Below are 26,358 nucleotides of genomic sequence, written 5' to 3'. Positions count from 1 at the left end.
GGTGGCAGGAGGTCGCGGTGAGGGGACGTCGCCGTGGGGCCGGGTGGTGACTGTGGGTGATTCTTCAAGGTGCCGATGGGGGCGGGCGCTGATTCGCTGGTGGTGGAGGTTGCCGACCCGTGTTTCCGTTCGGACCGTTCAAGGAGTGATCATGAGCGCAGACGAAGTGCGCGGCCGGATCCGGCAGATGCGTGAGAAGGCGCAGCAGCTGGAGGACGCGGCGCAGCACACCAGCGACCCCGCCGAACGCGACCGCCTCAAGGAGAAGGCCCGGAAGTTGCAGAGCCGCAGTGAGCAGGAGAGCGGTATGCGGAGTGGGGACATTCATCCGTCCCTGTGAGGGGGTTCGGGGCCCGTAACCCACGACGGGTCCCTGGCCGCGGCCGCCCGTAGGGGAACCGGGCGTGCGTCCCCGGGGAATAGACAAAGCGGCTGTGCCCGTCCTCTGTAGGGGGCGGGCACAGCCGCTTTGTCCCTTACGGGCGGGCCGTACGGGAAGAGCGTTCCCGTACGGAAGGCCGTTCCCGTACGGAAGGCGCTGACGGAAAATCAGTCGTTCTCGGGGGCGTCCGTGACCGTGAAGAGGGCGCCGTAGGGGTCGCAGATCATGGAGCGTCCGCCGGGGCGCCCGGTTTGGGGTGCCGGGGACATGACGGTTCCGCCGGCGGCGACGGCCGCGGAGATGACGGAGGGCAGGTCGCGTACCTGGAAGTGGACGTGCCACCGGGGGCGCAGGTGCGGATCGGGGGCCTCCTCCACGCCGCCGCCCCGGAGCGCGGCGACGATGCGCCGGTCCTGGCGGACGATGACCTGCTCGTCCTCGTAGGTGACGTCGCAGCCGCCGGGGCGCTGGGTGGCCCAGTCAAAGATCTCGGCGTAGAAGATGGCGGCGGCAAAGGCGTCGCGGGTGCGGAGTTCCAGGCAGGCGGGGGCGTTGGCGCGGCCGACCGCCCAGCGCAGGGTCTGGCCCTCCCAGAGGCCGAAGACGGCGCCGTCGCGGTCGGACGCGAGGGCGGCGCGTCCGGTGCCGAATTCGAGGGGGCCGACGGCGACGGTGGCGCCGCGTTCGCGGATGCGGGCGGCGACGTCGTCGGCGCTGTCGACGGCGAAGTACGGGGTCCATGCCGTGGTGCCGCGCAGGCGCTGGGTGAGCTGGGCGATACCGGCGACGGGACGGCCGTCGTCCAGGGCCACGCAGAACTCGTCACCGAGGCTGCCCTGCCGGAACTTCCAGCCGAGAACCTCGGTGTAGAAGTCCTGGGTGGAGCGCAGATCGCGAGTCATCAGGTTGACCCAGCAGGGCGCGCCGTGGGTGGGGGCGGTACGCGCGGCGGTGGCGGATGCGCGGTGCTCAGCGGCCGACATGGCGAACATCTCCCTTTCACGGACCACGCGGTGAGCACTCCGCCGGGTCGGCGTGGTGCACTCGGAAACGGTGCGGGCGTGCGGTGGGCGACCGTGGCCCGGGCACGTGGCCGGGCGGCCGTGTTCACTCCAGGGCGAGGCGGCCTCTCTCCGACGGTACGCCCCCGGCGGGTGCCCGGCGCGCTCGCACGGCCGGGCGGGGTATCCGCCCCGGGGAGGGCGGGCGAGTCCGTCGCCGGGATGCGATCTCGTCGTATCCGGAGTGCGATGGAGGAGGCCCGGGCGCGTCCGGGTGACGGGGGGCGCGCTGGCTTGGCGCGGGCGCCCGGTTGTGGCGGGTGGGTTGCGGCGCGGTACGGCCGTCCTTTCCGGTTTTTGGGCTCGATCGGGGCTCGATGCGGTGAGCCGTACACACCGCGCACCGTGCAGGGAATCGAAACCGCGGGGATGCACGTTCGGGAGAAATTCGGGGGCTCGGGAAGGGGAATCGGGGAGGGAATCGAGGGCAGGGCGGGAATCTCAAGGAATCCGGCACTGGTATTCGATGCATCCGGCGACATCGCGACGAGAGGGCGGACGACATGCAGATCGCGTTTCTGGTGGCCTCCGAGGGCGTGGAGCAGGTCGAGTTGACGGAGCCGTGGCAGGCGGTGGTGGATGCCGGTGCGGTGCCGCATCTGGTGTCGCCGTCGGGTGGGTCGGTGCAGGCTTTCCATCATCTGGACAAGGCCGACTCGTTCACCGTGAATCGCACGTTGGACGAGGTACGGGCGGAGGATTACGGCGTGCTGGTGTTGCCGGGTGGAGTGGCGAATCCGGATGCGTTGCGGCTGGATGAGCGGGCAGTCGCTTTCACGCGTGGATTCTTCGGCACCGGAAAGCCGGTGGCGGCGATCTGTCATGCACCGTGGACGCTGATCGAGGCGGATGTGGTGCGGGGACGCACCCTTACGTCCTGGCCGAGTCTGGCGACGGATATCCGCAATGCGGGCGGTTCCTGGGTCGATGAGAGGGTGAAGATCTGCACCAGCGGCCCGAATACGTTGGTCACCAGCCGTAAACCGGGCGATCTGAAGGCATTCTGTGCGACGCTGGTCAATGAATTGGACGATGGCGGGCGGTGAATTTCCCCGAAAGGAGCTCGCGGGGTGGTGTTCACCCGTCGTCGCGGAAGGCGCGCGGCGGTCGGAACGGATTTCCGTTCAGGGGGCGGGTCCGGTGGGGTTCCGTTCCCCGTCGCCTGCCCCCTGTACGCCGTCACCTGGAGGAAGACATGGTCATGGAGCACGGTGCGGACAAGATCGGGCCCGCGCGGGACGAGATGATGAAGAAGGCATTGCGGGCGGAGATGACGACCGACCGGTCGCTGCGTGCCGCGGAGGAAAGGGAACTCCAGCCCGCGGGTGAGGATCAGCCGGAGGTGGCGCAGGCGCCCGACAGGGTATTCCGCGGGGGTACACCGCAGGGTATGACCGAGGAGGACGTCGGCATCCGTTCCGAACTCGCGCGGCATCTCGGCCGGAGCATCTATCCGGCGGACAAACCGTCGGTGATCGACAAGCTGCGCCGGGACAACGCTCCGGACCGTTTGGTGTCCCTTGCCGAAAAGCTGCCGCCGGAGGGTACGTATCCGAATATGCAGAGCATCGCGCAATCCCTCGGCCTCGGTACGGAAAGGCGGCGGGGCTGACCGTGAACGGGGCCGATACGGCGCGGGGCGGGCAGGATATGCGGTATTTCGACCGGCGGCACGCCGGGGAGGCGTTGGCGACGCGCTGTCTGGCGTTGGTGCGTACCGACGCGCTCGTGGACCCGCTGGTGGTGGCGTTGCCACGTGGCGGTGTTCCGGTGGCGGCGGTGGTGGCGCGGGCCCTGGGGGCGCCGCTGGACGTGCTGGTGGCGCGGAAGATCGGGATGCCGGGACGGCCGGAGGTCGGAGTGGGGGCGCTGGTCGGTGAGGACCCGCCGGTGTTCGACGTGGGCGCGCTGGCGGCGCTGGGGCTGACCGTCGAGCGGTTGGCCGAGGACGTCGAGCGGGAGCGCGCCGAGCTGCGTCGCAGGCAGGAGGTCTACCGGGCGGGCCGTCCGCCGCTCGGGGCCGCCGAGGTGGCGGGCCGGGCGGTGCTGCTGGTCGACGACGGGCTGGCGACGGGCGTGACGGCGCGCGCCGCGCTGCGGTATCTGCGGCGGCTGGAGCCGGCGCGGCTGGTGCTGGCGGTTCCGGTCGGGGACGCCGCTGCGGCTGCGGCGCTGCGCGAGGAGGCGGACGATGTGGAGTGTGTCCACCAGCCGCGGAATTTCCATGGCGTGGGCAAGTGGTATCTCGATTTCGACCAGGTGCAGGACGCGGAAGTCATCAGTATTCTGCGTGGATCCGGCACCGCAGTATGAGAAAGCAGGGTGAGAAACCCTCGTATCCGGAGAAGGAGAGCGGACATGCCCGACAATGCGATGGGGGACGAGGTCTATCAGCCGTCCGCTTCCGATCCGCAGGACAATCCCGATGACCTGGATATGGAGGACGCTCTCGGTGAGCCGGATCTCGACCAGATTTTGGACGAGGGATATTCGCCGCCCGAGCGTCCGCTCGCGGTGAATCGCGGCACCACGGCGCAGGAGCAGTTCGACGGTGAATCCCTGGATCAGCGGCTTTCGGAAGAGGTTCCGGAGGTGTGGGCACCGGACGGGGACGGCATCGGGGACCAGGTGGACGGCGACGGGGAGCCGGTGGACGACCAGGTCGGCGGGGAGCGCGCCGGGCGGCTGATGACCGCCGAGGAGGGGTTTCCGCGGCACCACAACGACGTCGTCGCGCACGACGTCGGCATCGACGGCGGGGCGGCGTCCGCCGAGGAGGCTGCGGTGCACCTGTGCCCGGAGAGCGGCGAGGAGACCCCGGCGGGGTGAGGGGCGGACCCGCCGGCCGTGCGGCGGTACATCGGGCGCTGACAGCGCTCACCAGCCCCGGGAACAGTCGGATGGCCACGTATGCGGATTCAGGCCACGGCCACCGGACCGGCGGTGGTTCAAAAACCGCGCGGCGGGTCGTCCCGGGTATCGGCGGCCACCTGCCTGAGGGTGCGGCCGCTGCGGACGGAGCGGGCGTGCAGCGGGTCGGGGGCGCCGTGGGCGGCCGCGCGGTCGTCGTTCTCCTTGACCAGCAGCCAGGATTCCCGGTCGCCCGCCTCCTCGCCGGTACGGAACCGGGTGAGGGCGTAGCCACCGTGCAGCTTGGTGCCGTCGAGCCAGAAGGAGACGTGGCCCCGCTCCAGTGCCTCGGCGAAGCCCGCCGCGCCGTCCACGTGATCCCGGCGCTTGCCGGGGAGGGGCCGGTAGGTGCCCTGGTCCCAGACGATGACGGTGCCCGCGCCGTACTCGCCCCGGGCGATGACGCCCTCGAACTCCCGGTAGTCCAGCGGATGGTCCTCGGTGGGGACCGCGAGACGCTTGTCGCGCGGATCGGCGGACGGCCCTTTGGGCACGGACCATGACTTGAGTACGCCGTCGGCCTCCAGCCGGAAGTCGAAGTGCATCCGGCGGGCATCATGAATCTGCACGACGAAGCAGGGCGCGTCCCCCGGGACGCTCGGCGCGCCGCGCGGTTCCTGGGTGCGGTCGAAATGCCGTGTGCCCCGGTAGACGGCGAGCCGGTCGGGGTTCCCCTGGACGGCGCCCCCCGCCTCGGAGGGGGCGTGCGGGGCGTTCCGTCCGCCCCGGTCGTGCGTCGCGTCGTCGCCGTTCATGTCCGTCCCTCCACCCCTCTGCCGCACCGGCGCGTTCGCGGGGCTCGCGCGCCCCGCACGCCCATGTTTGCGCCCCCTGGACGGCGCGGCCACCGCAGCACGGGACGGGCCTGCGGCGCGCGGCAGCGGGTCGGGGCGGGCGTCCCCATGCGCCCCGGCAAGAACCCGAGGCATCCGGCTGTCAGACGGCCCTGTGGTACTGAACCGGCCCGGTCACCGCGCCACCGAGTTCGCGTGCCGCATGCCGCGCGAAGTACGGGTTGCGCAGCAGCTCACGGCCGATCAGTACCGCGTCCGCCTGCCCGTTCCCGATGATTTTTTCCGCCTGGCCCGCTTCGGTGATCTCCCCGACGGCGCCCACGGGAAGCCCGGCCTCAGTCCTGACCCGCTCGGCGAACGACACCTGGTATCCGGGGCCGGTGGGGATGCGGGCATGGGGCGCGTTGCCGCCGGTGGACACGTCCAGCAGGTCGACCCCCTGCGCCTTCAGGACGGCGGCGAACCGCACCGTGTCGTCCGCGGTCCATCCCTCGCGGGCGTCCTCCGGGTTTTCCGTCAGCCAGTCGGTCGCGGAAATGCGGAAGAAGAGAGGCAGTTCCTCGGGCCAGACCGCTCGTACCGCGTCCACGACCTCCCGCGCGAAACGCGTCCGCTTCTCGAACGATCCGCCGTAGGCATCGGTGCGGTGGTTGGTGTGCGGGGAAAGGAACTCGCCGATCAGGTAACCATGGGCGCCGTGGATCTCCACCACCTCGAATCCGGCGTCCCGGGCCCGCCGGGCCGCGGCGGCGAAGTCCTGAACCGCCTGCTGGATCCCCTCGACCGTCAGCTCGTCCGGGACGGGGTGCCCCTCGTCGAAAGGCAGCGGGCTCGGTGCGACGGGCTGCCAGCCGTGTGCCTCAGGACCGACGGGTGCGCCGCCACGCCACGGCGCGTCCGTCGACGCCTTACGACCGGCGTGTGCGATCTGCACACCGGGCACCGTGCCCTGCGCCTTGAGGAAGGAGGTGATCCGCCGGAAAGCCGCGGCTTGCCTGTCGTTCCAGATGCCCAGGTCTCCGGGGCTGATCCGCCCTTCCGGGGAGACAGCGGTGGCCTCGACCACGATCAGCCCGGTGCCACCGGTGGCTCGCGCGCCGTAGTGCGCGAGGTGCCAGTCCCCCGGAACGCCCGTCTCCGGTCCCGATTCCTCGGCGCTGTACTGGCACATCGGGGACATCCAGACCCGGTTGGGGATGGTCAACGACCGAAGCCGGAAGGGTTCGTGGAGGGCGCTCACAAAGGACTCCGTTCACGCGGGCAGCCGTCTCGGCCCCGCTTGGTACGACGACAATCACCGTACTACGAAGATTCTCGAATTACGACAGCTCTCGTACAACCCCGGGTCGAACGGCTGCCAGCCCCTCGACCAGGAACTACCCCGCGACCCCTCGTGGGCCCGGCATGCCGCCCGGGAGCTGAATGGCGAGGTCCACGTCCCCCCACCCGTATCACCGGCCGCCGGGCCCGGTCACGGGCGCCGTACGGCGGCGGGCGGAGGCTGCGGCTCCGCCCACCGTTCCCGCGTGATCACTGTCACCTTCATGACGTAATCTGACGCTCAATCGCGGGCAGGTCGGCCCGCCATGAACGTCGGGGTACGCCATGCGCCCATCCATCCGTGTCGCCACGCTCATCGCGGGCGCCCTCCTCACCGCCGGTCTGACGACGGGCTGTTCGTCCTCGGGCGACGACTCCAAGGCCCCCGCGGCGTCGGGGAAGTCGCCGGAGGCCCCGAGCGGCGACATCGCCGAGCAGCCGGCGGGGAAGTCCGGGAAGACCCCCGTCACCATCGGCGACTCGGGGACGTACCAGGCCGTCGACAGCGCCTCGGGGGCGCGGACGCAGACGTCGGTCACGTTCAAGGACGTCCGGGCGGTCCAGGCGTCGGAGATCAAGGCCACCAAGCCGCCCCAGCACCAGTACCTCGTCCTCACGTTCACCGTGAAGAACACCGGTGACAAGGACGGCGCCTTCCACCCGCAGCGGCTGAAGTGGACCGACGGCCAGAGCCCGGAGCGGAGCGTCGCCACCACCGAGAAGTCCGGCTCCGGGCAGAACCTCGACGCGACGCTCCACCCGGGGCAGAGCGTCACGGGCGATGTCGTCCTGGACATCCCCGGGGCGGGTGGCATCCTCCGCTACTACGACGGTTCCGGCCCCGTCTCCCTCTCGTTCGAGGTGCCGGCGGACTGAGCCCGGACCCGAACAGGGCCCGCGCGGCCCGGCCGACGGCGCGCCGCACCGGATCCCGGTGCGGCGCGCCGTCGTGTACGGGCTCCATGCGGCCGGTTCGGCAGTGGTCCGGTGCGCGGTCGTCGCGTCCCGACGGGCCGTGTGACCTGGGACGATGGCGTGCCGAGGCGCCGTTGTCAGTGGTCGGGTGCAGACTGGCGACATCTGAGACAACGGCGTCGCGGAGGTGTTCCGGTCATGACCGAGGTGCTGCTCGCTGTGGGCACACGTAAAGGACTTTTCGTCGGCCGCAGGAGGCACGGCGACTGGGAGCTGAGCGGCCCCCATTTCCCCGCCCAGGCGGTGTATTCCATCGGGATCGACAGCCGCCGGGAGACGCCACGGGTGCTGGTCGGCGCCGACAGCGCGCACTGGGGGCCGTCCGTCTTCCACTCCGACGATCTCGGGGAGACGTGGCACGAGCCCGCGCGGCCCGCGGTCAAGTACCCGGAGTACACCGGCACTTCGCTGGAGCGGGTGTGGCAGCTGCATCCGGCCGGGCCCGCCGCGCCCGATGTGGTCTACGCCGGTACGGAGCCGGGCGGGCTGTTCCGTTCCGAGGACCGCGGCGAGACGTTCGAGATGGTCAGAGCGTTGTGGGAGCATCCGAGCCGGGAGCGGTGGGTGCCCGGTGGCGGCGGTCTCGCGGTGCACACCGTGATCACCGACCCGCGCGACGCGGACGCGGTGACGGTCGCGGTGTCGGCCGCCGGGGTGTTCCGCAGCGCCGACGGCGGCGCCAGCTGGGAGCCGTCGAACACCGGCGTCAAGGCGTCGTTCCTGCCGGACGAGCACCCCGAGTTCGGCCAGTGCGTCCACAAGATCGCGCAGGACGCCGTCAACCGCGACCGGCTGTACCTCCAGAACCACTGGGGCGTCTACCGCAGCGACGACGCGGGCGCCCGGTGGACGGACATCGGCACGGGGCTCCCCACCGACTTCGGCTTCGCGGTGGCCGCCCACCCGCACCGCGCCGACACCGCCTATCTGTTCCCCATCACCGCCGACGCGGACCGCGTTCCGGCCGACCACCGGTGCCGGGTCTTCCGGACCTCCGACGCCGGTGCCTCCTGGGAGCCGCTCTCCCACGGCCTGCCGGAGGAGGACCACTACGGCACGGTGCTCCGCGACGCCCTCTGCGTGGACGACACCGGCCCCGCGGGCGTCTACTTCGGCAACCGCAACGGCGAGGTGTACGCCAGCGCCGACGACGGCGACAGCTGGCAGCAGCTCGCCGCCCATCTGCCGGATGTGCTGTGCGTACGGGCATCGGCGGTGGCCTGAGGGCGCGGGGACTCCGTCGGCGCGGCGGGACGGAGGGCGCAAAGGCCGGGGCGCCGTCCGGGCCCGGTGCCTCACCCGGTGGCACCCGCGTGGGTCACGGCGTCGCGCTTCCCTCCGCCGGTCCGTCCGCCGGGACCGCGTCCGGTACCTCTCCCGGCTCATCGCCCGTCACCACCGGCAGTGCCGACGGCAGTCCCCATTCGCTCCACGAACCGTCGTACACAGCCAGATCGCGGTGGCCCGCCAGGTACGCGCCCAGGGCCAGGACGCAGGCGGTGACCCCGGATCCGCAGCTGAAGTACAGGCGCTGCCCGTGGCCCGCCGATGTGGAGAACGCCGCCCTCAACTCGTTCGCCGGGCGCATCAGGCCGTCGCGCCGGAGGTCGCCGAAGGGCAGGTTCACGGCACCCGGCATATGGCCGCCTCGCAGGCCCGGCCGGGGCTCGGGAGCCGTACCGGCGTACCGTCCGCGGGTACGGGCGTCGAGCACCACCACCGCCGGGTCGGACAGCGCGTCGAGCACCTCGGCGCTGCCGACGAACATGCCCGCCCGGGGGCGTGCGGTGAAGGAGCCACGGGGACCTTCATAGGCGGCGGGTTGCGGCGCCAGCGGCAGGCCCGCGCCGCGCCAGGCAGGGAGTCCGCCGTCCAGGACGGCGACGCGGCCGAAGCCCATGGCGCGGAGCATCCACCAGGCGCGGGCGGCGGAGTAGACACCGGCGGCGTCGTAGACGATCACGGTGTCCTCGTCGTCGAGGCCGAGACCGCGTACGGCGGCGGTGAACGCGTCCGCGCCGGGCAGGGTGTGCGGCACCGGGGCGGAAGGGTCGGACAGCTCGCCGTCGAGGTCGAACGGCCGGGCCCCCGGGAGGCGTTCGGCCGCGCCCCGGTGGGCGCCGACGGACGCGTCCAGCAGCACCAGCCGCGGCGCACCGAGCCACTGTGCGAGCCAGCCGACGTCGACCAGCGGACCGGGCAGGCGCGGTGCCGGCGGGCCGGACCGCGGCTCCTGCGGGTCACCGAGGGCCGGGCCCGGAACGGAACGCGTACTCATGCGGTGCCTCCCTGCGCCGGCAGACCGCCTCCGGGCCTGCGTACGGGCGCCAGTCTGCCGCGCGCCGGGCGTATGGCTGCGGAGGGGCCCTGCGCCATGCGGCGAAGCAGCGAACCGCACCGGTCAGGTCGCGGACCGCACATCGCGGCACAGGTCCAGGCCCGCGCAGCGCCAGTGCAGCGACCGCCTACGGGCAACCCGCCCCTCAGCTCAGGGAAGCCGCCAGTCCACCGGCTCGGCCCCCTGGCGGATGAGGAGCTCATTGGTGCGGCTGAAGGGCCGTGAGCCGAAGAAGCCGCGGTCGGCGGACATCGGGGACGGGTGGGCCGATTCGATCGCCGGGTACGCGTCGAGGAAGGGGCGCAGGTTGCGGGCGTCGCGGCCCCACAGGACGGGCACCAGCGGTTTGCCGCGGGCGGCGAGGGCACGGATGGCCTGCTCCGTCACTTCCTCCCAGCCCTTGCCGCGGTGCGCGCCGGGCTTACGGGGCGCGGTGGTCAGCGCCCTGTTGAGGAGCAGGACGCCCTGGCGGGTCCACGGGGTCAGATCGCCGTTGGAGGGGCGCGGCAGGCCGAGGTCGGAGTGGAGTTCGCGGAAGATGTTCTCCAGGCTCCCCGGCAGCCGCTGCACCTCGGGCGCGACCGCGAAACTCAGCCCGATGGCCATGCCCGGCGTCGGATAGGGGTCCTGACCGACGATCAGCACCCGTACGTCGTCGAACGGCTGCTGGAAGGCGCGCAGGACGTTGGCGCCCGCGGGCAGATAGGTCCGCCCGGCGGCGATCTCCTGACGGAGGAAGTCGCCCATCTCGACGATACGTCCGGCGACGGGGCGCAGCGCCTCCGCCCAGCCGGGTTCCACAAGTTCGTTCAAGGGTCGTGCTGCCACAGCACCTCACCCTACCGGCCCAACGCCCGGGACCCGTTCCATCCGGAGCGGGCACGGGCGCCGCAGGCCGAGGCCGCGATGGCGACGGGCGGCCGGAGGCGCCCGTCCCCCACGACCGGGCCGCGTCCTCGCCGTTCCGGCCGGGCGGTGCCCGGGCCACCATGGTTCAGGGCCCGGCGGTGTCCCGGCGGCCGGTACTGTGCCGCCATGACACATGCGAACATCCCTGCGGGCTGGTATGCGGACCCGCAGGGGACTCCCCACCAACTGCGCTGGTGGGATGGCGCCCGCTGGACCGAGCACACGCACGCAGCCCCGCAACAGGCTCAGGGCCAGGCTCCGGCCCAGCACGCCCCCCAGCAGCAGGTTCCGCCGCAGCAGACGCCCCCGCAGCAGCCGCAGGCGGCCCCGGTCGGGACCGGAGCGCCGCAGCAGATGCCCGCCGGGCCCGGGGCGCCGTACGGGGCGCAGCAGGCCCCCTACGGGCAGCCCGGATATCCCCCGGCGGGGGCGGCGCCCGGCAACCCCGACGCGGCCCGGCAGGTCCAGCAGCAGGCGGGCATCGCCCCTGCGGGTCCCGGCGGCGGCACGCTGTTCACCGAGCCGGTGCTGGTGGTGAACCAGAAGGCGAAGCTGATCGAGGTCACCAACGAGTACGGCGTCTTCGACCAGAACGGCAACACCCTCGGCACGGTCGTCCAGGTCGGGCAGAGCACCGCGAAGAAGGTGCTGCGGGTGGTGTCCAGCCTGGACCAGTACATGACGCACAAGCTGGAGATCCGGGACGCGTACGGGCAGCCGCAGCTGGTGCTGACGCGACCGGCGAAGTTCATCAAGTCGAAGGTGCTGGTGGCGCGTCCGGACGGGCAGCCGGTCGGCGAGATCGTCCAGCAGAACGCCATCGGCAAGATCAACTTCGGGATGATGGTCAACGGCCAGCAGATCGGCGCCATCAAGGCCGAGAACTGGCGGGCCTGGAACTTCGCCATCGTCGACCACACCGACACCGAGATCGCACGGATCACCAAGACGTGGGAGGGCCTGGCGAAGACGATGTTCACCACGGCCGACAACTACGTCCTGCAGATCCACCGGCAGCTGCCCGACCCCCTGCTGAGCCTCGTCGTCGCCACGGCGTTGACCGTCGACACCGCGCTCAAGCAGGACTCCCGCGGCCTTGGCTGAGCCGTCGCGCACGGCGGGCCCGGCCGTCCTGGGCGTCGACTCGGGTGGTTCGGGGCTGCGCCTCGCCGTCGCACCGGTCGCCGCGCCGCACGCCCGGCCGGAGACCCTGTACGCGTCGGACACCCCGGTACGCACCGGGGAGCGCGGTATCGACGCGCGGCACCTGCTGGACCAACTGCTGCCCGCTGCCGAGAAGTTGCGGCAGACGGTGGGGGTGTCCGGCTTCGCGGCGGTCTGTGTCGGCGCCGCCGGGATGGCGACGCTCGGGCAGGACCTGCGGGCCGCGCTGCCGCGGGCGCTGGCCGACGCCTTCGGGGTGCGTGACCTGGCGCTGGCCACGGACGCGGTGACCGGGTACGCGGGCGCGCTGGGGCAACGGCCGGGCGTCGTCGTCGCGGCCGGTACGGGTCTGGTCGCGCTCGGCGCGGACCCGGCGTCCGGGGACGGCTGGCGGCGGGCGGACGGCTGGGGCCATCTGCTCGGCGACTGCGGGGGCGGGGCGTGGATCGGCCGGGCGGGCCTGGAGGCGGCGCTGCGGGCGCACGACGGGCGGCCCGGCGGCTCCCCGGCACTGCTGCGGGCCGCCGAGGAACAGTTCGGGCCGGTCAGCGGCCTGCCGGGGCAGCTGTATCCACGGGCGGACCGGCCCGCGGTGCTGGCGTCGTTCGCGCCATACGTGGCGCGTGAGGCGGCCGGTGACGCAGTCGCGGCGGGCATCGTCCGCGAGGCCGCGGAGCAGATCGCGGACACCGCGGCGGCCGCCTGTCCGCCCGGGCCGGGGCGGGCCGTCGCGCTGACCGGCGGGCTGTTCCGGCTGGGCGAGGTGCTGCGGGCGCCGGTGCGGGCCGGGCTGGCGGCGCGGCTGCCGGACGCGGTGTGCGCGGAGCCGGACGGCGGCCCGCTCGACGGGGCGCTGCGCCTCGCCGCCGCGCTGGCCACCGACACGGTGCGGCTGCCGGTGGACGGCACGCTGCTCCGGCTCGTCCACCACGGGAGGTGAACGGTACGCGCCATCCGGGGGCGGGCCGCCGCAGGTGGGCCGTCGTCCCGAGGTGCGTCCGCCGTTCCGGGCGGCCTCCGGGCGGGCCCCGTGACGCGCGGGATAAATCGGGACGGATACCTCCCGGCCGAACCCTCCCCCGGCAGTGTGTCGGTACGAGGCGTTAGCATGCGACGCCATGAGTTCCCCCACTGGGCCCGCACCTGGCTCGCCCCGCTTTGACGACGATTCTCCGAGCTCGGCGCCCGGCCTGCCCGTACGAATGCCGCGTCCCCGGCAGTCCGGCCGACACCGGAAGCCGGATCCGGTCGCCGCGCCCGAGGGCGCACCCGCCCTGGTGCTGGCCGTTCCCGGCACCCCCACACGCGCCGCCCGCTCCCTGGCGGAGGAGGTCTGCAGCATCGCGCGTTCCGAGCTGCCCGGCCTCGACGCCCGGATCGGTTACGTGGACGGCGACGGCGAGGAGTTCCCGGCGCTGGATGCGGTGCTGGCGCAGGCCGGTGCCGAGCACAAGGCGCGTGCCGCGCAGGGCGGCGGCGCGGCCGCCGGTCCGGCCGCGGTGGTCGTGCCGCTGCTGGCCGGTCCCGACAGCGCGCTGCTGCGGCGGATACGCCAGGCGATGATGAACAGCGGTTCCGGCGCCGAGCTGACGGATGTCCTCGGCCCGCACCCGCTGCTCGCCGAGGCGCTGCACGTACGGCTGTCCGAGGCGGGGCTGGCCCGCGCCGACCGGGCGCGGCTGTTCACCGTCGCCACGGCGGCGGACGGCATCATCCTGGCCGCTGTGGGCGGCGAGGAGGCCGTGCAGGCCGCGGGGATCACCGGCATGCTGCTGTCGGCCCGGCTGGCGGTGCCGGTGCTGGCCGCCGCGCTGGACGAGGACGGGGCGATCTCGCGCACCGCGGAGCAGCTGCGGACGTCCGGTTCGCGGCAGCTGGCGCTCGCGCCGTACCTGATCGGCCCGGAGATCTCCGACGGGCTGCTGGGGGCGGCCGCGGCCGAGGCGGGTTGCGCGTCGGCGGGGGCGCTGGGCGCCTACGGGGCGGTCGGCCGTCTGGTGCTGTCGAACTACGCCGCGGCGGTGGGCATCACGCTGCGGCCCGCCGGAGGTCCGCAGTACGCACCGGCGCGCTGAGCCGCGTTTTCCGGGCGGCCGCCCGGCCACCCGGAACCGTAAGGGCCGTTCCGCTTCGTGCGGGGCGGCCCTTCGCGCTGCCCGGCGGCGGACGCGGCCCGTGACGGAAGACGCAGGTGTACTTCGGCGGCAGCTTCCCGCCGGGCTGAGCGTCTCAGGCGAAGACGACGCAGGAGGCCGCGGGCGCCGCCGTCGAGCCGGTGCGGGTGGGAATGCCGGTGGAGTGGTCGACGGTGAACCAGGTGATGTCGCCGGAGCGTTCGTTGGCGGCGTAGAGGAACCGGCCGGTGGGGTGCATCGCCAGGTCGCGGGGCCAGCTGCCGCCGCAGGGCACGCTGGTGACGGGGGTGAGCTCCGCGCCGGAGGCGTCGAGGGCGTGGACGCAGATGCGGTCGCGGCCCCGGACCGCGGTCCACAGGAACCGGCCGTCCGGGGAGACGACCGCGGTGGACGCACAGCCGGCGTCGGCCGCCGGGTCCCCGGGCGCGCCGTCGCCGTCCGCGAACAGCGGGGTCTCCCCCAGGGGCGTCAGGGTGCCGTGTTCGGCGTCCCAGCGGCAGCGGGTGAGCGCCGGTGCCAGCTCGTTGACGACGTAGACGTGGCCGCCGTCCGGGTGGAAGGCGAGGTGGCGGGGGCCGCTGCCGGGGCGGAGCCGGACCTCGTCGCGGATCTGCGTCATGCCGGTGGCGGGGTCGAGGCTGCAGCTGCGGACCGAGTCGGTGCCGAGGTCGGCGGTGAGCAGCCGGGTGCCGCCGGGCGCGGCGTACACGGAGTGGGCGTGCGGGGTCTTCTGGCGCTCGGGGTCCGGGCCGCTGCCGTGGTGGGCGAGGACGGCGGCGGGCCCGCCGAGGGTGCCGTCGGGTCCGATGGGGAGCGCGCTGACGCTGCCGGAGGTGTAGTTGGCGGTGACGAGGTGACCGGCGGCCAGGGCGAGGTGGGTGGGGCTCGCACCGCCCACCGGGACGGGCGGGGCGAGAAGCTCCGGGCCGTCGGGGGTGAGGGCGAAGGCGGCGGCCGCGCCGTGGCCGGTCTCGCTGACCGCGTAGAGGCGCCCGCCGTCGCGGCTCGGGGCGAGGAAGGACGGGTTGGCGACCTCCGCGGTGGTGTGCAGCGGGGTGAGCGCACCGGTCTCCGGGTCGAGGGCGGCGGTGGTGATACCCGCGCCGCCGTGCTGCGTGAACGATCCGATGTAGGCCCGCAGGCCCTGCTCCGTGGTCACCGATGTGCCGCCTCTCGTCCGGTCGCCCGCCGCCCCCGCGCGGGGCGGGGCACAGCGACGCTAACAGCCGGGGCGGCGGCGGGGGCGGGATTGTCGGGCGGGGGCTCGGAGCCGTACCCCCGGTGGGGTCAGGCCCCGGCGAGCGGGGCTCGGGGCGGACTGGCCAGTGGGGCGGCGAGGGCGGCGAGTTTCTGCTCCAGGCCGTGGAGGTGGAGGAGCGGGCCGTCCCCGGCGGCGGGCGGGGCGGGCGCGGGCACCGGTGCGGTGTGGCGGGCGGTCAGGGTCTCGACGGCCGCCTCGACGCGGCGCCAGGCGTCGGCGAGGTGGGCGCCGTGCGCGCCGTCGGTCCGCCCGGCGGGGGCGAGCGCCGCGAGGGCGGCGATGTCGTGGGCGCAGGCGTCCAGCAGGGCGAGGACCTGGCGGGCGCGGGCCTTGCGGTGGCGGAGCGGGTTGAGGGGGTGGAGCAGCGGCGCGAGGGAGAGGCGGACCTTGCCGAGGAGGGCTTCCAGTTCGCCGGTCCGCCCGGCCGGGTCCGCGTCGTGGGCGCCGCCGAGGCGGGCGACGGCCTGCGCGGTGCACTCGTGGACGCACCGCACGGCGCGCTGGATCCAGGCGTTGGTGGTGGCGTGGGTGGTGACGGGCAGGACGAGGACGACGGCCACGGCGGTGGCGAGGGCGCCGACGCCGGTCTCGGCGAGCCGCAGCGCGAGCAGCCCGGGGTGGAGGACGCCGAGGAGGCCGTAGAGCAGTCCGGCCATGACGGTCACGAAGAACATCATGTACGTGTACGAGAGGGGCGCCGTGTGGAAGAGGCCGAAGATGCAGACGGCGACGAGGGCGGCGGTGGGGGCGGGGGCGCCGTGCAGCGGGACGGCGACGAGGAGTCCGGCGGCGATGCCGGTGACGGTGCCCAGGACCCGGCGGAAGCCGCGGACCAGGGTCTCGCCGCAGGACGCGGTGTTCACGAAGATCCACCAGACGGTGGCGACGGCCCAGTACCAGCGGTCGGCGGAGACGGCCTGGCCGACGGCGAGCGCGGCGGCGCAGGCCACGGTCGCCTGGACGGCCTGCCGGGTGGTGGCGCGGTCCAGTCCGCGGCCGGGCGGCGGCGGTGCGGGCGCGGGGGCCGGCCGCAGACCCCGTTCGTAGCACCAGGCGCCGAACCGGATAGCGGCGGCCACGGCGGCGCCGACGAGCACGGCCACGATGAGCGGCGGCAGCCGGCCTGGCTCGGCGTGCAGGAACTGCGCCATGAAGAACATCATGAACGCGAAGATCCCGAGGGCGTGGCCGCGCGGGCCCCAGCGGCGGGCGTACCCCCCGGCGCCGACGACGGCGAGGAACGCCGCGTCGCGCCCGAGGGGATGCCCGTGCAGCCCCGCCGCGAGGGCCAGGACGGGCAGGCCGACGACGGGCAGCAGGGCGGTGGTGACGGCCTGGCCGCGGACCGTGGGGTCGGCGACGGTGAAGAGCGCCAGCAGCGCGGCGAGTCCCCCGGCGATGGCCCCGGTGAGGGTGGGGACGGCCAGGCCGGACGCGGTGGTAGCCAGGCCGATGCCGAGCACGGCCCGGGTGGCGGCGCGCAGCCGCAGCCGCCCCGGGTCCGGCACCCACACCCTCCTCATCAGCAGCGTCATCCTCTTCAGCACCGCTTCCTCTCCGTACGCGTCGGGGGCGCGGGCGCGGCCGGGTGGCCGTGCGCGCATGAAAAAGGCGCCGCGGAGTTCCGCAGCGCCATCGACAGATCCATCTCAGCACCCGACGCCCAGTGGTTCAACAGATGCCGATTTTGCTGGGCCATTGGTACAGCAAGAAGGGGAATATATGGTTCCGGAAAGGGCCAACGGCCGCGTCGGGCGCGAGGGGGCGGGCCGGAGCCCGTACCGGACGGGAAACGGGCCCCGCAGGTACGGAAACGGGCACGGTTGGCGCGGCCCCCAGGGCGCCCCGCCCTCAACACCTCCTGAACACAGCCACCGGAACGCGTCCCCGCTCAGCTCCCCGCGGAGAAAACGCAACCCCGCAGGCCAGCCGCACGTCATCCCGGAATGGGAACGCCCTTTCCGGGCAGGAGGGTTGACGGTCCGTCCACACACCATGACGATGCTGCGGGCGAGAGAGCGCTCCCCCCATCTCATGTGTTCACTCCCTGAATCAGGAGGGCTGCATGCCCACTCCCCCCACGCCGGAGCGCGCCTCCGGTCTGCCGCGCCGTGCCGTGCTGGCGTCGATGGCCGCCGCGCTGCCGCTGGCCGGTCTGCCGTCCACCGCCTGCGCCGCCACACCCCCGGCCACCTCGCGCGGCGCCGGTCCGCTGCCCGGCGGCGGCGATCTCGGCGAGAACGTCCTCGTCTTCGACCCGGCCACGCCCGGTATCCAGGACAAGCTCGACGAGATCTTCCGCAAGCAGGAGAAGGCGCAGTTCGGCACCGATCGCCACGCGCTGTTCTTCAAGCCGGGCACCTACGACGGGCTCAACGCGCAGCTCGGTTTCTACACCTCGATCGCGGGGCTCGGCCTGTCGCCCGACGACACCACGATCAACGGCGATGTCACCGTCGACGCGGGCTGGTTCGACGGCAACGCCACCCAGAACTTCTGGCGCTCGGCGGAGAACCTCGCGCTGAAGCCGGTGAGCGGCACCAACCGGTGGGCGGTCGCGCAGGCGGCGCCGTTCCGGCGGATGCACGTCAAGGGCGGGCTGAACCTCGCGCCCGACGGGGACGGCTGGGCCAGCGGCGGCTATCTCGCCGACTGCCGCGTCGACGGCACGGTCGAACCGCGGTCGCAACAGCAGTGGTACACCCGCGACAGTGCCCTCGGCGGCTGGCAGGGCGCCGTGTGGAACATGGTGTTCTCCGGCGTCGAGGGCGCCCCGGCGCAGAGCTTCCCCGACCCGCCGTTCACCACGCTGGACCACACCCCGGTCTCCCGCGAGAAGCCGTTCCTGTACCTCGACGGCGACGCGTACAAGGTGTTCGTGCCCGAGAAGCGGACCGACGCGCGCGGCACCAGCTGGGGCAACGGCACGCCCCGGGGCACCTCGCTGCCGCTCGATCAGTTCTATGTGGCGAAGCCGGACGCGGACGCGGCGACCCTCAACGCCGCCCTCGACCAGGGGCTCCACCTGCTGCTGACGCCCGGCGTCTACCACCTCGACCGGCCCGTCGAGGTCACACGCGCCGACACCGTCGTGCTGGGCCTGGGCTACGCCACGCTGATACCGCAGAACGGCGTGACGGCTCTGAAGGTCGCCGACGTCGACGGGGTGCGGCTCGCCGGGCTGCTGCTCGACGCCGGGCCGGAGAACTCCCCCACCCTGCTGGAGGTCGGCCCCGAGGGCGCATCGGCCGCCCATGCGGCGAATCCGACCACGGTGCAGGACGTGTTCGTCCGCGTCGGCGGCGCCGGACCCGGCAAGGTGACCTGCGCGATCGTGATCAACAGCAACGACACGGTCATCGACCACACCTGGGTGTGGCGCGCCGACCACGGCGAGGGCGTGGGCTGGGACATCAACCGCGCCGATTACGGCGTACGCGTCAACGGCGACGGGGTGCTGGCGACCGGCCTGTTCGTCGAGCACTTCCGCAAGTACGACGTCCACTGGCGCGGCGAGCGGGGCCGCACCGTCTTCTTCCAGAACGAGAAGGCGTACGACGCGCCGAACCAGGCGGCGGTCCAGGACGGCGACACCAAGGGCTTCGCCGCGTATCTCGTGGATGACGCGGTGACCGAGCACGAGGGCTGGGGCCTGGGCAGCTACTGCTTCTACAATGTCGACCCGTCGATCCGGCAGGACCACGGGTTCGCCGTGCCCGAGGCGCCGGGCGTCAAGCTGCACGGGCTGCTGGTGGTGTCGCTGGGCGGCAAGGGCCAGTACGAGCATGTCATCAATGGCACCGGCGGGCCGACGTCGGGCGATACGACGGTGCCGTCCACGGTCGTCTCCTTCCCCTGAGCCGTCTCCGGGCGCGCGGCGGGCCGGGCTCTGGACGGGCGGGGTGCGGCGGCTTAGCGTCCCGCGTGGAAGCGTCAACTCCATTCAGAAAAACTGAGGTTGAGCCTGTGACGACTGTTCCGCCGCCGCCCGACATCCTCGCGCCGGAGTTCGCGGCCGACCCCTACCCGGCGTACCGCGTCCTGCGGGACCACTATCCGCTCCACCACCACGCGGGCACGGACAGCTATCTCCTCTCCCGGTACGAGGATGTGGCGCGGGCGTTCAAGGACCCGGTGTTCACCACCGACAACTACGGCTGGCAGCTGGAGCCGGTGCACGGCGGCCGCACCCTGCCGCAGATGAGCGGCGCCGAACACGCCGTGCGCCGGGCCCTGGTGGCGCCCGCCTTCCGGGGGCGGGCGCTGCGGGAGCGGTTCCAGCCGGTGATCGAACGGAACAGCCGCGAACTCCTCGACGCCTTCCGGGGCGCCGAGGAGGCGGATCTGGTGGCGCAGTTCGCCACCCGGCTGCCGATCAACGTCATCGTCGACATGCTGGGCCTGGACCGCGCCGACCACGATCTCTTCCACGGCTGGTACGGCGCGGTCGTCGGCTTCCTCGCCAACCTCGCGCAGGACCCGGAGGTCGCCGCCGCCGGTCTCGCGGCCCGCGACGAACTCGCGGCGTATCTGCGGCCGATCATTCGGCAGCGGCGTGCGGCGCCCGGCGACGATCTGCTGTCGGAGCTGTGTACGGCGGAGGTCGAGGGGACCCGGATGAGTGACCGGGACATCACCGCGTTCGTGAGTCTGCTGCTGTCTGCGGGCGGCGAGACGACGGACAAGGCGATCGCCTTGACCGTCCGCAATCTGCTGGCCCACCCCGCGCAGCTCGCGGCGGTCCGCGCCGACCGGAGCCTGGTGCCGATGGCGTTCGCGGAGACGCTGCGGTACTCCCCGCCGGTCCAGATGATCATGCGGCAGCCGTCGGCGGACGTCACGGTCGACGGCGGGACGATCCCGGCGGGCGCGACCGTCACCTGCCTGATCGGCAGCGCCCACCGCGACGAACGGCACTACGCCGGCCCCGACACCTTCGACATCTTCCGCACCGACCTGACGGCGTCCACGGCGTTCAGCGCCGCCGCCGGCCATGTGGCGTTCGCGCTCGGGCGGCACTTCTGCGTGGGGGCGCTGCTGGCGAAGGCGGAGGTGGAGACCGGCATCAACCAACTCCTCGACGCGTTCGGGGAGATGCACTTTGCGGACGGCGCCGCGCCGCCGGAGTCCGGGGTCTTCGCCCGCGGCCCCGAGACGCTGCGGGTGCGCTTCACGGCCGTGTGAGCGCAGCACCGCCAGCCGTCGGGCGCCCGGGGCGAGCGGCCGTTGCTACAGTCCCCAGGACAGATCCCGCCCCTGGAAAGGCCCGGAAGCATGGCCGTGGACGCCTTGGACGCGAAGATTCTGGGGCTGCTGCTGGAGGCGCCGCGGACCAGTGTGCGGGAGTACGCACGGCTGCTGGGCGTGGCCCGCGGGACCGTTCAGGCGCGGCTGGACCGGCTGGAGCGCGACGGCGTGATCACCACGTACGCGCCGCGGCTCTCCCCCGCCGCGCTGGACCATCCGGTGCTGGCGTTCGTCCACATCGAGGTCACGCAGGGGCATCTGGAGGAGGTCGCCGACGCGTTGGCCGAGGTGCCGCAGATCATCGAGGCGTTCTCGACGACCGGCGGCGGCGATCTGCTGGCGCGCGTGGTGGCCCGGGACGCGGCGCATCTGGAGGACGTCATCCAACGGCTGATCAGTCTGCCGGGCGTGGTACGCACCCGCACCGAGGTGGCGCTGCGGGAGCGGGTACCGCACCGGATGCTGCCGCTGGTCCAGGACGTCGGCGGGGCGGACCGGGGGCGGTGAGAACGGGGCGGGGTGCCGGGTACGCGGGAGCCGGGGCGACGCGCCTGGTTGCGCCTCTTCCGGGCCCGGCCCGGCCGTCCGTCCCTCTCTCCCTCCGCGGAAACCGCGTTGCCGCCACCCCGGCCGGCCGGGAGACTCCCCGCCATGACCGACCATGATCCGCACAGTTCCTCCGCCGTCTCCGCGCTGTTCTCCCAAGGGCGGCTGACCTCGATCCCCCGGAAGACCGCGCGCCGCGAGCAGTTGCTCGCCCACCTCGCGGCGACGCTCTTCGAGACGGACCGCTCGTACAGCGAACGCGAGGTCAACGAGGCGCTGTTGACCGTGCACGACGACTGCTCGGCGCTGCGCCGTTATCTCGTCATCGGCGGACTGCTCTCCCGCACCCGGGACGGCAGCAGCTACCGGCGCGTCACCGGCTGACGGGCGTCACTTCCGGGCCCGGCTCGGCTGGACGCGCTTGGGTTCGCCCTTCATCTTCGGGTGCTCGGGCGGGTAAGGCAGGTCGCCGAGGCCGTGGTCGCGCTCGTCGCGGGCGGCCAGCTCCAGCGCCTCGTCCAGCCGGAACGCCTCGTCGTCCATGGCGGCGTGCAGATCGCCGAGTGCGGCGAACCGGTCCGGCATGGTGGCGAGGTCGAAGTCCTCGGGGACGGCGTCGGGGACCTCCTCCCAGCGCAGCGGCGCGGAGACCGGGGCGTGTGCGGAGGGGCGTACGGAGTAGGCGCTGGCGATGGTGCGGTCGCGGGCGGTCTGGTTGTAGTCGACGAAGATCCTGGCGCCGCGCTCCTCCTTCCACCAGGCGGTGGTGATGCGGTCGGGGGCGCGGCGCTCCAGCTCCCGGGCGAGGGCGATGGCCGCGCGCCGCACCTGCGTGAAGTCCCACTCGGGGGCGATCGGCACGAAGACATGCAGGCCGCGGCCGCCGGAGGTCTTGGGCCAGCCACTCAGGCCCAGCCCGGCGAGGACGTCGCGGAGTTCGAGGGCGGCGCGTACCGCGTCCGCGTAGTCGGTGCCGGGCTGCGGGTCGAGGTCGATGCGGAGTTCGTCGGGGTGCTCGGTGTCGGTGCGCCGCACCGGCCAGGGGTGGAAGGTGAGGCAGCCGAGGTTGGCGGCCCACAGGACGGCGGCGGGTTCGGTGGGGCAGATCTCGTCGGCGTACCGGCCGCTGGGGAAGGCGATCCGGCCGGTGGGGATCCAGTCGGGGAGGTTCTTGGGCGCGCGCTTCTGGAAGAAGGACTCGCCGGTCACGCCGTCCGGGTGGCGTTGCAGGGTGGTCGGGCGGTCGCGCAGGGCGCGCAGGGCTCCGTCGGCGACGGCAAGGTAGTAGCGGGCGACGTCGCCCTTGGTGAAGCCGCGCTCGGGGAAGTAGACCTTGTCCGGGTGGGTCACCCGGACCGTCCGTCCGCCCGCCGTCAGCTCCAGTGCGTCTGCCATGGGGCCACGCTAGGCGCGTCGTGGCGGGGCCGCCCGGCGGGCGGCGGGCCGTGCTTCGCCGGACAATCCGGTGCATGGACCTTCCGGTGATGCCGCCCGTGAAACCGATGCTCGCCAAGAGCGCCGCGACCATCCCGCCGGGCCTCCTGTACGAGGCGAAGTGGGACGGCTTCCGGGCGATCGTCTTCCGTGACGGCGACGAGATCGAGCTGGGCAGCCGCTCCGGCAAACCGCTGACCCGTTACTTCCCGGAGGTCGTCGAGGCGCTACGGGCGCAGGTGCCGCGACGGTGTGTGCTGGACGGGGAGATCGTCATCGCGCGCGAGGGGCGGCTGGACTTCGACGCGCTGCTGGAGCGGATCCATCCTGCGGAGTCCCGGGTGCGGCACCTCGCCGAGGTGACCCCGGCGAGCTTCGTGGCGTTCGACGTGCTGGCGCTCGGCGACGAGGCGCTGATGCCCGAGCCGCAGCACGCGCGGCGCACCGCGCTGGTCGCGGCGTTGCGGGAGGCGGCGGCGCCGGTCTTCACGGCGCCCGCGACCGACGACACGGAGCTGGCGCGGGAGTGGTTCGAGCGGTTCGAGGGCGCCGGTCTCGACGGCATCGTCGCCAAGCCGCCGCAGCTGCCGTACCGGCCCGGCGAACGGGTGATGACCAAGGTCAAGCACGAGCGGACCGCCGACTGTGTGGTGGCCGGAGTACGGCACCACAAGAGCGGGCCGGTGGTCGGCTCGCTGCTGCTGGGCCTGTACGACGACGCCGGGCGGCTCCAGCACGTCGGGGTGTGCGCGTCGTTCCCGATGCGGCGGCGGCAGGAACTGATGACGGAGCTGGAGCCGCTGCTGATGGCGTCGGTGGCCGGTCATCCGTGGCAGGCGTGGACCAGCGAGGAGGCGCAGGCGTCCGGACGGCTGCCGGGCGGCCCGAGCCGGTGGACCGGCGGCAAGGACCTGTCGTGGCTGCCGCTGCGCCCCGAGCGGGTGCTGGAGGTGGCGTACGACCACATGCAGGGCGACCGTTTCCGGCACACCGCCCAGTTCCGCCGCTGGCGTCCGGACCGCACACCGGCCAGCTGCACGTACGCGCAGCTGGCGGAGCCGGTGCGGTACGACCTCGGGGAGGTGCTGGGGCACGGGGGACGGTGACGGCGGGACCGGCGCGGGCAGCCGGGCGCGGCCAACGGGCCCGGGCACCGCGCCCCCGCCCGTATGCTGATCCGCCATGTTCACCCCCCAAGGCCCCACGCTCCGCGAACTGGCCGTGCAGGCGCTGTCCTCCGTCGAGCGGGGGTACGACCTGCTGGCCCCCACGTTCGACCACACGCCGTTCCGTACGCCGCCCGCGGTGCTGGACGCGACGGCGGCGGCGCTGGCGGCGCTCGGCCCCTTCGAGGACGGGCTCGATGTCTGCTGCGGCACCGGCGCCGGGGTGGAGGTGCTGCGGCGGGTCTGCGGGCGGCGCGTGGTGGGGGTGGATCTCAGCGCCGGAATGCTCGCGGTGGGCCGGGCGGCGCTCGGCGGGGGCGACCGGCCCCGGACGGAGTGGGTACGCGGCGATGCGCGGGCGCTGCCCTTCGCACCGGCCTTCGATCTGGCGGTGAGTTTCGGCGCGTTCGGGCATTTCCTGCCGCGGGAGTGGCCGGGGCTGTTCGCGCAGGTGCGGGGCGCGTTGCGGCCGGGCGGCCGGTTCGTCTTCCCAGTCGTGGCACCGGCGCGGCCCGGTTCGGCGCTGTACTGGACGCTGTGGGCGTTCGACGGGGCGATGCGGGTGCGCAACACGGTGTGGCGGCCGCCGTTCGTCATGTACTACCGGCCGTTCCGGCTGGGCGGGGTCCGTGCGGCGCTGGAGCGGGCCGGGTTCGCGGTCGGGCTGCGGGCGCTGCCGGAGCTGGGGACACGGCCGGACGGCAGTCCGCGGTGCCGGCTGGTGGTGGCGCGCCGGGACTGAGCGCGGGGCCGGGCGAGCCCCCTACTCCCCTTTGGTCCAGACCTCTTGACGAGAGGTCTGGACCACCTTACGTTGTTGGCCGCTGCGCAGCCGCACATGCCGTCCGGGCCGCATCGCCGGTCCGCCACCGCGAGTCTTCGCTCGCACGGACGAGGAGCCGCCATGTCCGGTCGTCGCACATCACGTCTTCTGGGGGCCGGTCTGGCGCTGGCCGTCGCCGCCCCCCTGCTGGTCGCCGCCGCGCCCGCCGCCCCGTCCGCGCCGTCCGCCTCGTCCGCGCCGCGGGCCGCCGCCGACTGCGGGGTGAAATCCAAGCCCGCCGGGAAGGTCGTCCAGGGGTACTGGGAGAACTGGGACGGCGCGGCGAACGGCGTGCATCCGCCGCTCGGCTGGATCCCGATCACCGACTCCCGGATCGCCGCGCACGGCTACAACGTCCTCAACGCCGCCTTCCCCGTGGTCCTTTCGGACGGCACCGCGCTGTGGGAGGACGGGATGGACGCGACGGTGAAGGTGCCGACGCCGGAGGAGATGTGCCAGGCGAAGGCCGACGGCATGACGGTGCTGATGTCCATCGGCGGGGCGACCGCGGGCATCGACCTCAGCTCGGAGGAGGTCGCCGGCACGTTCGTCGACACGATCGTGCCGATCCTGCAGAAGTACCACTTCGACGGCATCGACATCGAGTCGGGCCTGTCCGGCAGCGGGGACATCGCCAAGCTCTCCCCCTCGCAGGCCAACCTGATCCGCATCATCGACGGCATCCTCGCCAAGATGCCCGACGGCTTCGGCCTGACCATGGCGCCGGAGACCGCGTATGTCACCGGCGGCAGCGTCACCTACGGCTCGATCTGGGGCGCGTATCTGCCGATCGTGAAGAAGTACGCGGACAACGGCCGGCTGTGGTGGCTGAACATGCAGTACTACAACGGCAGCATGTACGGCTGCTCCGGCGACTCGTACGAAGCGGGCACCGTCGAGGGGTTCACCGCGCAGACCGACTGCCTCGACAAGGGCCTGGTGGTGCAGGGCACGACCGTCAAGGTGCCCTACGACAAGCAGGTCCCGGGGCTGCCGGCCCAACCGGGCGCCGGAGGCGGTTACATGGCGCCCGGTCAGGTGTCCCAGGCATGGCAGCACTACACCAACGGCCTCAAGGGCCTGATGACCTGGTCGGTCAACTGGGACGGCTCCAAGGGCTGGACCTTCGGTGACAACGCCAGTTCACTCCAGGGGCGTTGAGCCGGGGCCCGGCCGACGGGGCAGCGCTCAGGCGGTCGGCTTCTTGGCCGCCCAGGCGGTCACGTTGAGCTTGTGGTTGTCGACGGCGTCGTCGAGGGATATGACGCTGTGGGAGTTGCTGCCGGTCGGGGAGACCTGGAGGTACTTGGCCTTCGCGGCGTTCGCACCACTGTGGGTCCACTCGATGTTGGCGTAGGCGGCCTTGCCCGGCTTGAGGGTGACCTTGTGGACACCCGGGTTCTTGGCGTAGTAGGTGTTGCCGTGGTGCACGACGGTCTTGAGCGCCGTGTGGCCCTTGCCCTCCAGAGCGAGGCCCGGGTAACCCTGGAAGGTGCAGGTGGTCTTACCGGTGTTCTTGGCGACCAGGTAGAACCCCGCGTGCATCATCCCGCCGGAACCCTCGGGCAGCGGCGCCTGGGAGACCTTGAGGGTGCCCGGGGCGCAGGCGGCGGTGGCGGTCGCGCCGGCCGGGGACGCCGAGGCGACACCCGCACCCGTGACGGCTGCCACGGCGACGGCGGCCGAGGCGAAGGCCGCGATACGCAGACCACGCATGTACATCAACTCCTGTTGTTTCGTGGGTGGTTCGAGGGAGGCGGGCGGGGCGGGTGGTGACATCCGGCGAACCGGCGCCCCGCGCGTCCGCGCTGCGGGGGCGAGTCTGCCGGTGCTTTCTAAAGATCGGCTAACACTCCGCTAACGTCGGCGCGTTAACAATCGGCTCCCCCCAAC

26 protein-coding genes are annotated in these 26,358 nt (G+C 73.0%); 17 read left to right on the top strand and 9 right to left on the bottom strand.

All coding sequences use genetic code 11. From position 1 onward, the window contains the following. Positions 1 to 151: 151 nt before the first annotated feature. Positions 152 to 340 carry a DUF6381 family protein gene (locus OG422_RS27970; protein ID WP_143942008.1) on the top strand — a complete coding sequence of 63 codons (189 nt, stop codon included), beginning with the start codon at positions 152 to 154 and terminating at the stop codon, positions 338 to 340. Positions 341 to 549: 209 nt separating this feature from the next. Here OG422_RS27970 and OG422_RS27965 read toward each other — a convergent pair whose 3' ends face one another. Further along, a complete protein-coding gene (locus tag OG422_RS27965; RefSeq protein ID WP_251076650.1) occupies positions 550 to 1,365 on the bottom strand; it encodes a VOC family protein in 816 nt (271 codons plus the stop codon). A gap of 581 nt (positions 1,366 to 1,946) precedes the next feature. On the opposite strand from OG422_RS27965, the gene OG422_RS27960 reads away from it, so the two are divergent. The 4 genes from OG422_RS27960 to OG422_RS27945 all read left to right on the top strand — a co-directional run bounded on the left by OG422_RS27960 (position 1,947) and on the right by OG422_RS27945 (position 4,272). Further along, complete coding sequence (locus OG422_RS27960) at positions 1,947 to 2,489, top strand: type 1 glutamine amidotransferase domain-containing protein (protein ID WP_405746878.1); 543 nt, start codon at positions 1,947 to 1,949, stop codon at positions 2,487 to 2,489. A gap of 149 nt (positions 2,490 to 2,638) precedes the next feature. Beyond that, entirely contained in the window at positions 2,639 to 3,055 is a 417-nt protein-coding gene (locus OG422_RS27955) for a DUF2795 domain-containing protein (RefSeq protein ID WP_143942010.1), read from the top strand. A 38-nt stretch (positions 3,056 to 3,093) separates the two neighbouring features. Continuing rightward, positions 3,094 to 3,756: a phosphoribosyltransferase gene (locus OG422_RS27950; protein ID WP_405746876.1), complete on the top strand. Its 663-nt coding sequence runs from the start codon at positions 3,094 to 3,096 to the stop codon at positions 3,754 to 3,756. A 45-nt stretch (positions 3,757 to 3,801) separates the two neighbouring features. Then, on the top strand, positions 3,802 to 4,272 hold the full coding sequence (locus tag OG422_RS27945) for a DUF5709 domain-containing protein (RefSeq protein ID WP_405746874.1): 471 nt from the start codon (positions 3,802 to 3,804) through the stop codon (positions 4,270 to 4,272). 119 nt (positions 4,273 to 4,391) lie between these two features. On the opposite strand, the gene OG422_RS27940 is transcribed toward OG422_RS27945, so the two are convergent. Beyond that, positions 4,392 to 5,108 (bottom strand): DNA polymerase ligase N-terminal domain-containing protein, encoded by a 717-nt coding sequence (locus tag OG422_RS27940; RefSeq protein WP_405746873.1) that lies wholly within the window; start codon positions 5,106 to 5,108, stop codon positions 4,392 to 4,394. A gap of 181 nt (positions 5,109 to 5,289) precedes the next feature. Next, positions 5,290 to 6,387, bottom strand: coding sequence for an NADH:flavin oxidoreductase/NADH oxidase (locus tag OG422_RS27935; protein ID WP_405746871.1), 1,098 nt, complete (start codon positions 6,385 to 6,387; stop codon positions 5,290 to 5,292). Positions 6,388 to 6,752: 365 nt separating this feature from the next. On the opposite strand from OG422_RS27935, the gene OG422_RS27930 reads away from it, so the two are divergent. Beyond that, on the top strand, positions 6,753 to 7,343 hold the full coding sequence (locus OG422_RS27930; RefSeq protein WP_143942016.1) for a DUF4352 domain-containing protein: 591 nt from the start codon (positions 6,753 to 6,755) through the stop codon (positions 7,341 to 7,343). 237 nt (positions 7,344 to 7,580) lie between these two features. Further along, positions 7,581 to 8,666 (top strand): WD40/YVTN/BNR-like repeat-containing protein, encoded by a 1,086-nt coding sequence (locus tag OG422_RS27925; RefSeq protein ID WP_405746869.1) that lies wholly within the window; start codon positions 7,581 to 7,583, stop codon positions 8,664 to 8,666. Positions 8,667 to 8,760: 94 nt separating this feature from the next. Here OG422_RS27925 and OG422_RS27920 read toward each other — a convergent pair whose 3' ends face one another. Both OG422_RS27920 and OG422_RS27915 read right to left on the bottom strand, forming a co-directional pair. Continuing rightward, on the bottom strand, positions 8,761 to 9,720 hold the full coding sequence (locus OG422_RS27920; protein WP_405746868.1) for a sulfurtransferase: 960 nt from the start codon (positions 9,718 to 9,720) through the stop codon (positions 8,761 to 8,763). Between the two features lie 210 nt (positions 9,721 to 9,930). Continuing rightward, a complete protein-coding gene (locus OG422_RS27915; protein ID WP_405746866.1) occupies positions 9,931 to 10,608 on the bottom strand; it encodes a uracil-DNA glycosylase in 678 nt (225 codons plus the stop codon). Positions 10,609 to 10,815: 207 nt separating this feature from the next. Between OG422_RS27915 and OG422_RS27910 the strand changes: the two genes are divergently transcribed. The 3 genes from OG422_RS27910 to OG422_RS27900 all read left to right on the top strand — a co-directional run bounded on the left by OG422_RS27910 (position 10,816) and on the right by OG422_RS27900 (position 13,928). Further along, on the top strand, positions 10,816 to 11,793 hold the full coding sequence (locus tag OG422_RS27910; protein WP_405746864.1) for a phospholipid scramblase-related protein: 978 nt from the start codon (positions 10,816 to 10,818) through the stop codon (positions 11,791 to 11,793). Then, positions 11,786 to 12,793: an N-acetylglucosamine kinase gene (locus tag OG422_RS27905; protein WP_405746862.1), complete on the top strand. Its 1,008-nt coding sequence runs from the start codon at positions 11,786 to 11,788 to the stop codon at positions 12,791 to 12,793. Before OG422_RS27910 ends, OG422_RS27905 begins: the two co-directional genes overlap by 8 nt. 178 nt (positions 12,794 to 12,971) lie before the next feature. Further along, positions 12,972 to 13,928 carry a sirohydrochlorin chelatase gene (locus OG422_RS27900; RefSeq protein WP_405746860.1) on the top strand — a complete coding sequence of 319 codons (957 nt, stop codon included), beginning with the start codon at positions 12,972 to 12,974 and terminating at the stop codon, positions 13,926 to 13,928. A 154-nt stretch (positions 13,929 to 14,082) separates the two neighbouring features. On the opposite strand, the gene OG422_RS27895 is transcribed toward OG422_RS27900, so the two are convergent. Next, a complete protein-coding gene (locus OG422_RS27895) occupies positions 14,083 to 15,147 on the bottom strand; it encodes a lactonase family protein (RefSeq protein ID WP_143942023.1) in 1,065 nt (354 codons plus the stop codon). A gap of 128 nt (positions 15,148 to 15,275) precedes the next feature. Beyond that, positions 15,276 to 16,775, bottom strand: a complete 1,500-nt coding sequence (locus OG422_RS27890; RefSeq protein WP_405748025.1) for an FUSC family protein — start codon at positions 16,773 to 16,775, stop codon at positions 15,276 to 15,278. A 539-nt stretch (positions 16,776 to 17,314) separates the two neighbouring features. Between OG422_RS27890 and OG422_RS27885 the strand changes: the two genes are divergently transcribed. The 4 genes from OG422_RS27885 (at position 17,315) to OG422_RS27870 (ending at position 21,426) form a co-directional block, all read left to right on the top strand. After that, entirely contained in the window at positions 17,315 to 19,108 is a 1,794-nt protein-coding gene (locus OG422_RS27885) for a coagulation factor 5/8 type domain-containing protein (protein ID WP_405746858.1), read from the top strand. 107 nt (positions 19,109 to 19,215) lie between these two features. Further along, the gene (locus OG422_RS27880) at positions 19,216 to 20,433 is read left to right on the top strand and encodes a cytochrome P450 (RefSeq protein WP_405746856.1); all 1,218 of its coding nucleotides are present in this window, start codon (positions 19,216 to 19,218) and stop codon (positions 20,431 to 20,433) included. A 90-nt stretch (positions 20,434 to 20,523) separates the two neighbouring features. Next, positions 20,524 to 21,003, top strand: coding sequence for an Lrp/AsnC family transcriptional regulator (locus tag OG422_RS27875; protein WP_405746854.1), 480 nt, complete (start codon positions 20,524 to 20,526; stop codon positions 21,001 to 21,003). Between the two features lie 144 nt (positions 21,004 to 21,147). Further along, a complete protein-coding gene (locus OG422_RS27870) occupies positions 21,148 to 21,426 on the top strand; it encodes a DUF2087 domain-containing protein (protein WP_405746852.1) in 279 nt (92 codons plus the stop codon). A gap of 6 nt (positions 21,427 to 21,432) precedes the next feature. On the opposite strand, the gene ligD is transcribed toward OG422_RS27870, so the two are convergent. Further along, positions 21,433 to 22,437 carry a non-homologous end-joining DNA ligase gene (ligD, locus tag OG422_RS27865; protein WP_405746850.1) on the bottom strand — a complete coding sequence of 335 codons (1,005 nt, stop codon included), beginning with the start codon at positions 22,435 to 22,437 and terminating at the stop codon, positions 21,433 to 21,435. Positions 22,438 to 22,511: 74 nt separating this feature from the next. Here ligD and OG422_RS27860 point away from each other — a divergent pair, with 74 nt between their 5' ends. The 3 genes from OG422_RS27860 (at position 22,512) to OG422_RS27850 (ending at position 25,626) form a co-directional block, all read left to right on the top strand. Then, positions 22,512 to 23,582 (top strand): ATP-dependent DNA ligase, encoded by a 1,071-nt coding sequence (locus tag OG422_RS27860; RefSeq protein WP_405746848.1) that lies wholly within the window; start codon positions 22,512 to 22,514, stop codon positions 23,580 to 23,582. Positions 23,583 to 23,658: 76 nt separating this feature from the next. Next, complete coding sequence (locus tag OG422_RS27855) at positions 23,659 to 24,384, top strand: class I SAM-dependent methyltransferase (RefSeq protein ID WP_143942679.1); 726 nt, start codon at positions 23,659 to 23,661, stop codon at positions 24,382 to 24,384. Positions 24,385 to 24,546: 162 nt separating this feature from the next. Next, positions 24,547 to 25,626: a chitinase gene (locus OG422_RS27850; protein ID WP_405746846.1), complete on the top strand. Its 1,080-nt coding sequence runs from the start codon at positions 24,547 to 24,549 to the stop codon at positions 25,624 to 25,626. Between the two features lie 27 nt (positions 25,627 to 25,653). On the opposite strand, the gene OG422_RS27845 is transcribed toward OG422_RS27850, so the two are convergent. Then, positions 25,654 to 26,181, bottom strand: coding sequence for a DUF4232 domain-containing protein (locus OG422_RS27845; protein ID WP_405746844.1), 528 nt, complete (start codon positions 26,179 to 26,181; stop codon positions 25,654 to 25,656). Positions 26,182 to 26,358 lie beyond the last annotated feature (177 nt).

It is taken from the genome of Streptomyces sp. NBC_01525, from assembly GCF_045040405.1.
GTDB lineage: Bacteria > Actinomycetota > Actinomycetes > Streptomycetales > Streptomycetaceae > Streptomyces > Streptomyces benahoarensis.
The sequence above is the reverse complement of the archived record's forward strand: the minus strand, read 5'-3'. Positions and strand labels throughout refer to the sequence as shown.

Bases quoted from the DNA above. Each gene is read 5' to 3' on its own strand.
- OG422_RS27970 (WP_143942008.1), top strand. From the start codon at position 152: ATGAGCGCAGACGAAGTGCGCGGCCGGATCCGGCAGATGCGTGAGAAG.
- OG422_RS27965 (WP_251076650.1), bottom strand. From the start codon at position 1,365: ATGTCGGCCGCTGAGCACCGCGCATCCGCCACCGCCGCGCGTACCGCC.
- OG422_RS27960 (WP_405746878.1), top strand. From the start codon at position 1,947: ATGCAGATCGCGTTTCTGGTGGCCTCCGAGGGCGTGGAGCAGGTCGAG.
- OG422_RS27955 (WP_143942010.1), top strand. From the start codon at position 2,639: ATGGTCATGGAGCACGGTGCGGACAAGATCGGGCCCGCGCGGGACGAG.
- OG422_RS27950 (WP_405746876.1), top strand. From the start codon at position 3,094: ATGCGGTATTTCGACCGGCGGCACGCCGGGGAGGCGTTGGCGACGCGC.
- OG422_RS27945 (WP_405746874.1), top strand. From the start codon at position 3,802: ATGCCCGACAATGCGATGGGGGACGAGGTCTATCAGCCGTCCGCTTCC.
- OG422_RS27940 (WP_405746873.1), bottom strand. From the start codon at position 5,108: ATGAACGGCGACGACGCGACGCACGACCGGGGCGGACGGAACGCCCCG.
- OG422_RS27930 (WP_143942016.1), top strand. From the start codon at position 6,753: ATGCGCCCATCCATCCGTGTCGCCACGCTCATCGCGGGCGCCCTCCTC.
- OG422_RS27925 (WP_405746869.1), top strand. From the start codon at position 7,581: ATGACCGAGGTGCTGCTCGCTGTGGGCACACGTAAAGGACTTTTCGTC.
- OG422_RS27920 (WP_405746868.1), bottom strand. From the start codon at position 9,720: ATGAGTACGCGTTCCGTTCCGGGCCCGGCCCTCGGTGACCCGCAGGAG.
- OG422_RS27910 (WP_405746864.1), top strand. From the start codon at position 10,816: ATGACACATGCGAACATCCCTGCGGGCTGGTATGCGGACCCGCAGGGG.
- OG422_RS27900 (WP_405746860.1), top strand. From the start codon at position 12,972: ATGAGTTCCCCCACTGGGCCCGCACCTGGCTCGCCCCGCTTTGACGAC.
- OG422_RS27885 (WP_405746858.1), top strand. From the start codon at position 17,315: ATGCCCACTCCCCCCACGCCGGAGCGCGCCTCCGGTCTGCCGCGCCGT.
- OG422_RS27875 (WP_405746854.1), top strand. From the start codon at position 20,524: ATGGCCGTGGACGCCTTGGACGCGAAGATTCTGGGGCTGCTGCTGGAG.
- OG422_RS27870 (WP_405746852.1), top strand. From the start codon at position 21,148: ATGACCGACCATGATCCGCACAGTTCCTCCGCCGTCTCCGCGCTGTTC.
- ligD (WP_405746850.1), bottom strand. From the start codon at position 22,437: ATGGCAGACGCACTGGAGCTGACGGCGGGCGGACGGACGGTCCGGGTG.
- OG422_RS27860 (WP_405746848.1), top strand. From the start codon at position 22,512: ATGGACCTTCCGGTGATGCCGCCCGTGAAACCGATGCTCGCCAAGAGC.
- OG422_RS27855 (WP_143942679.1), top strand. From the start codon at position 23,659: ATGTTCACCCCCCAAGGCCCCACGCTCCGCGAACTGGCCGTGCAGGCG.
- OG422_RS27850 (WP_405746846.1), top strand. From the start codon at position 24,547: ATGTCCGGTCGTCGCACATCACGTCTTCTGGGGGCCGGTCTGGCGCTG.
- OG422_RS27845 (WP_405746844.1), bottom strand. From the start codon at position 26,181: ATGCGTGGTCTGCGTATCGCGGCCTTCGCCTCGGCCGCCGTCGCCGTG.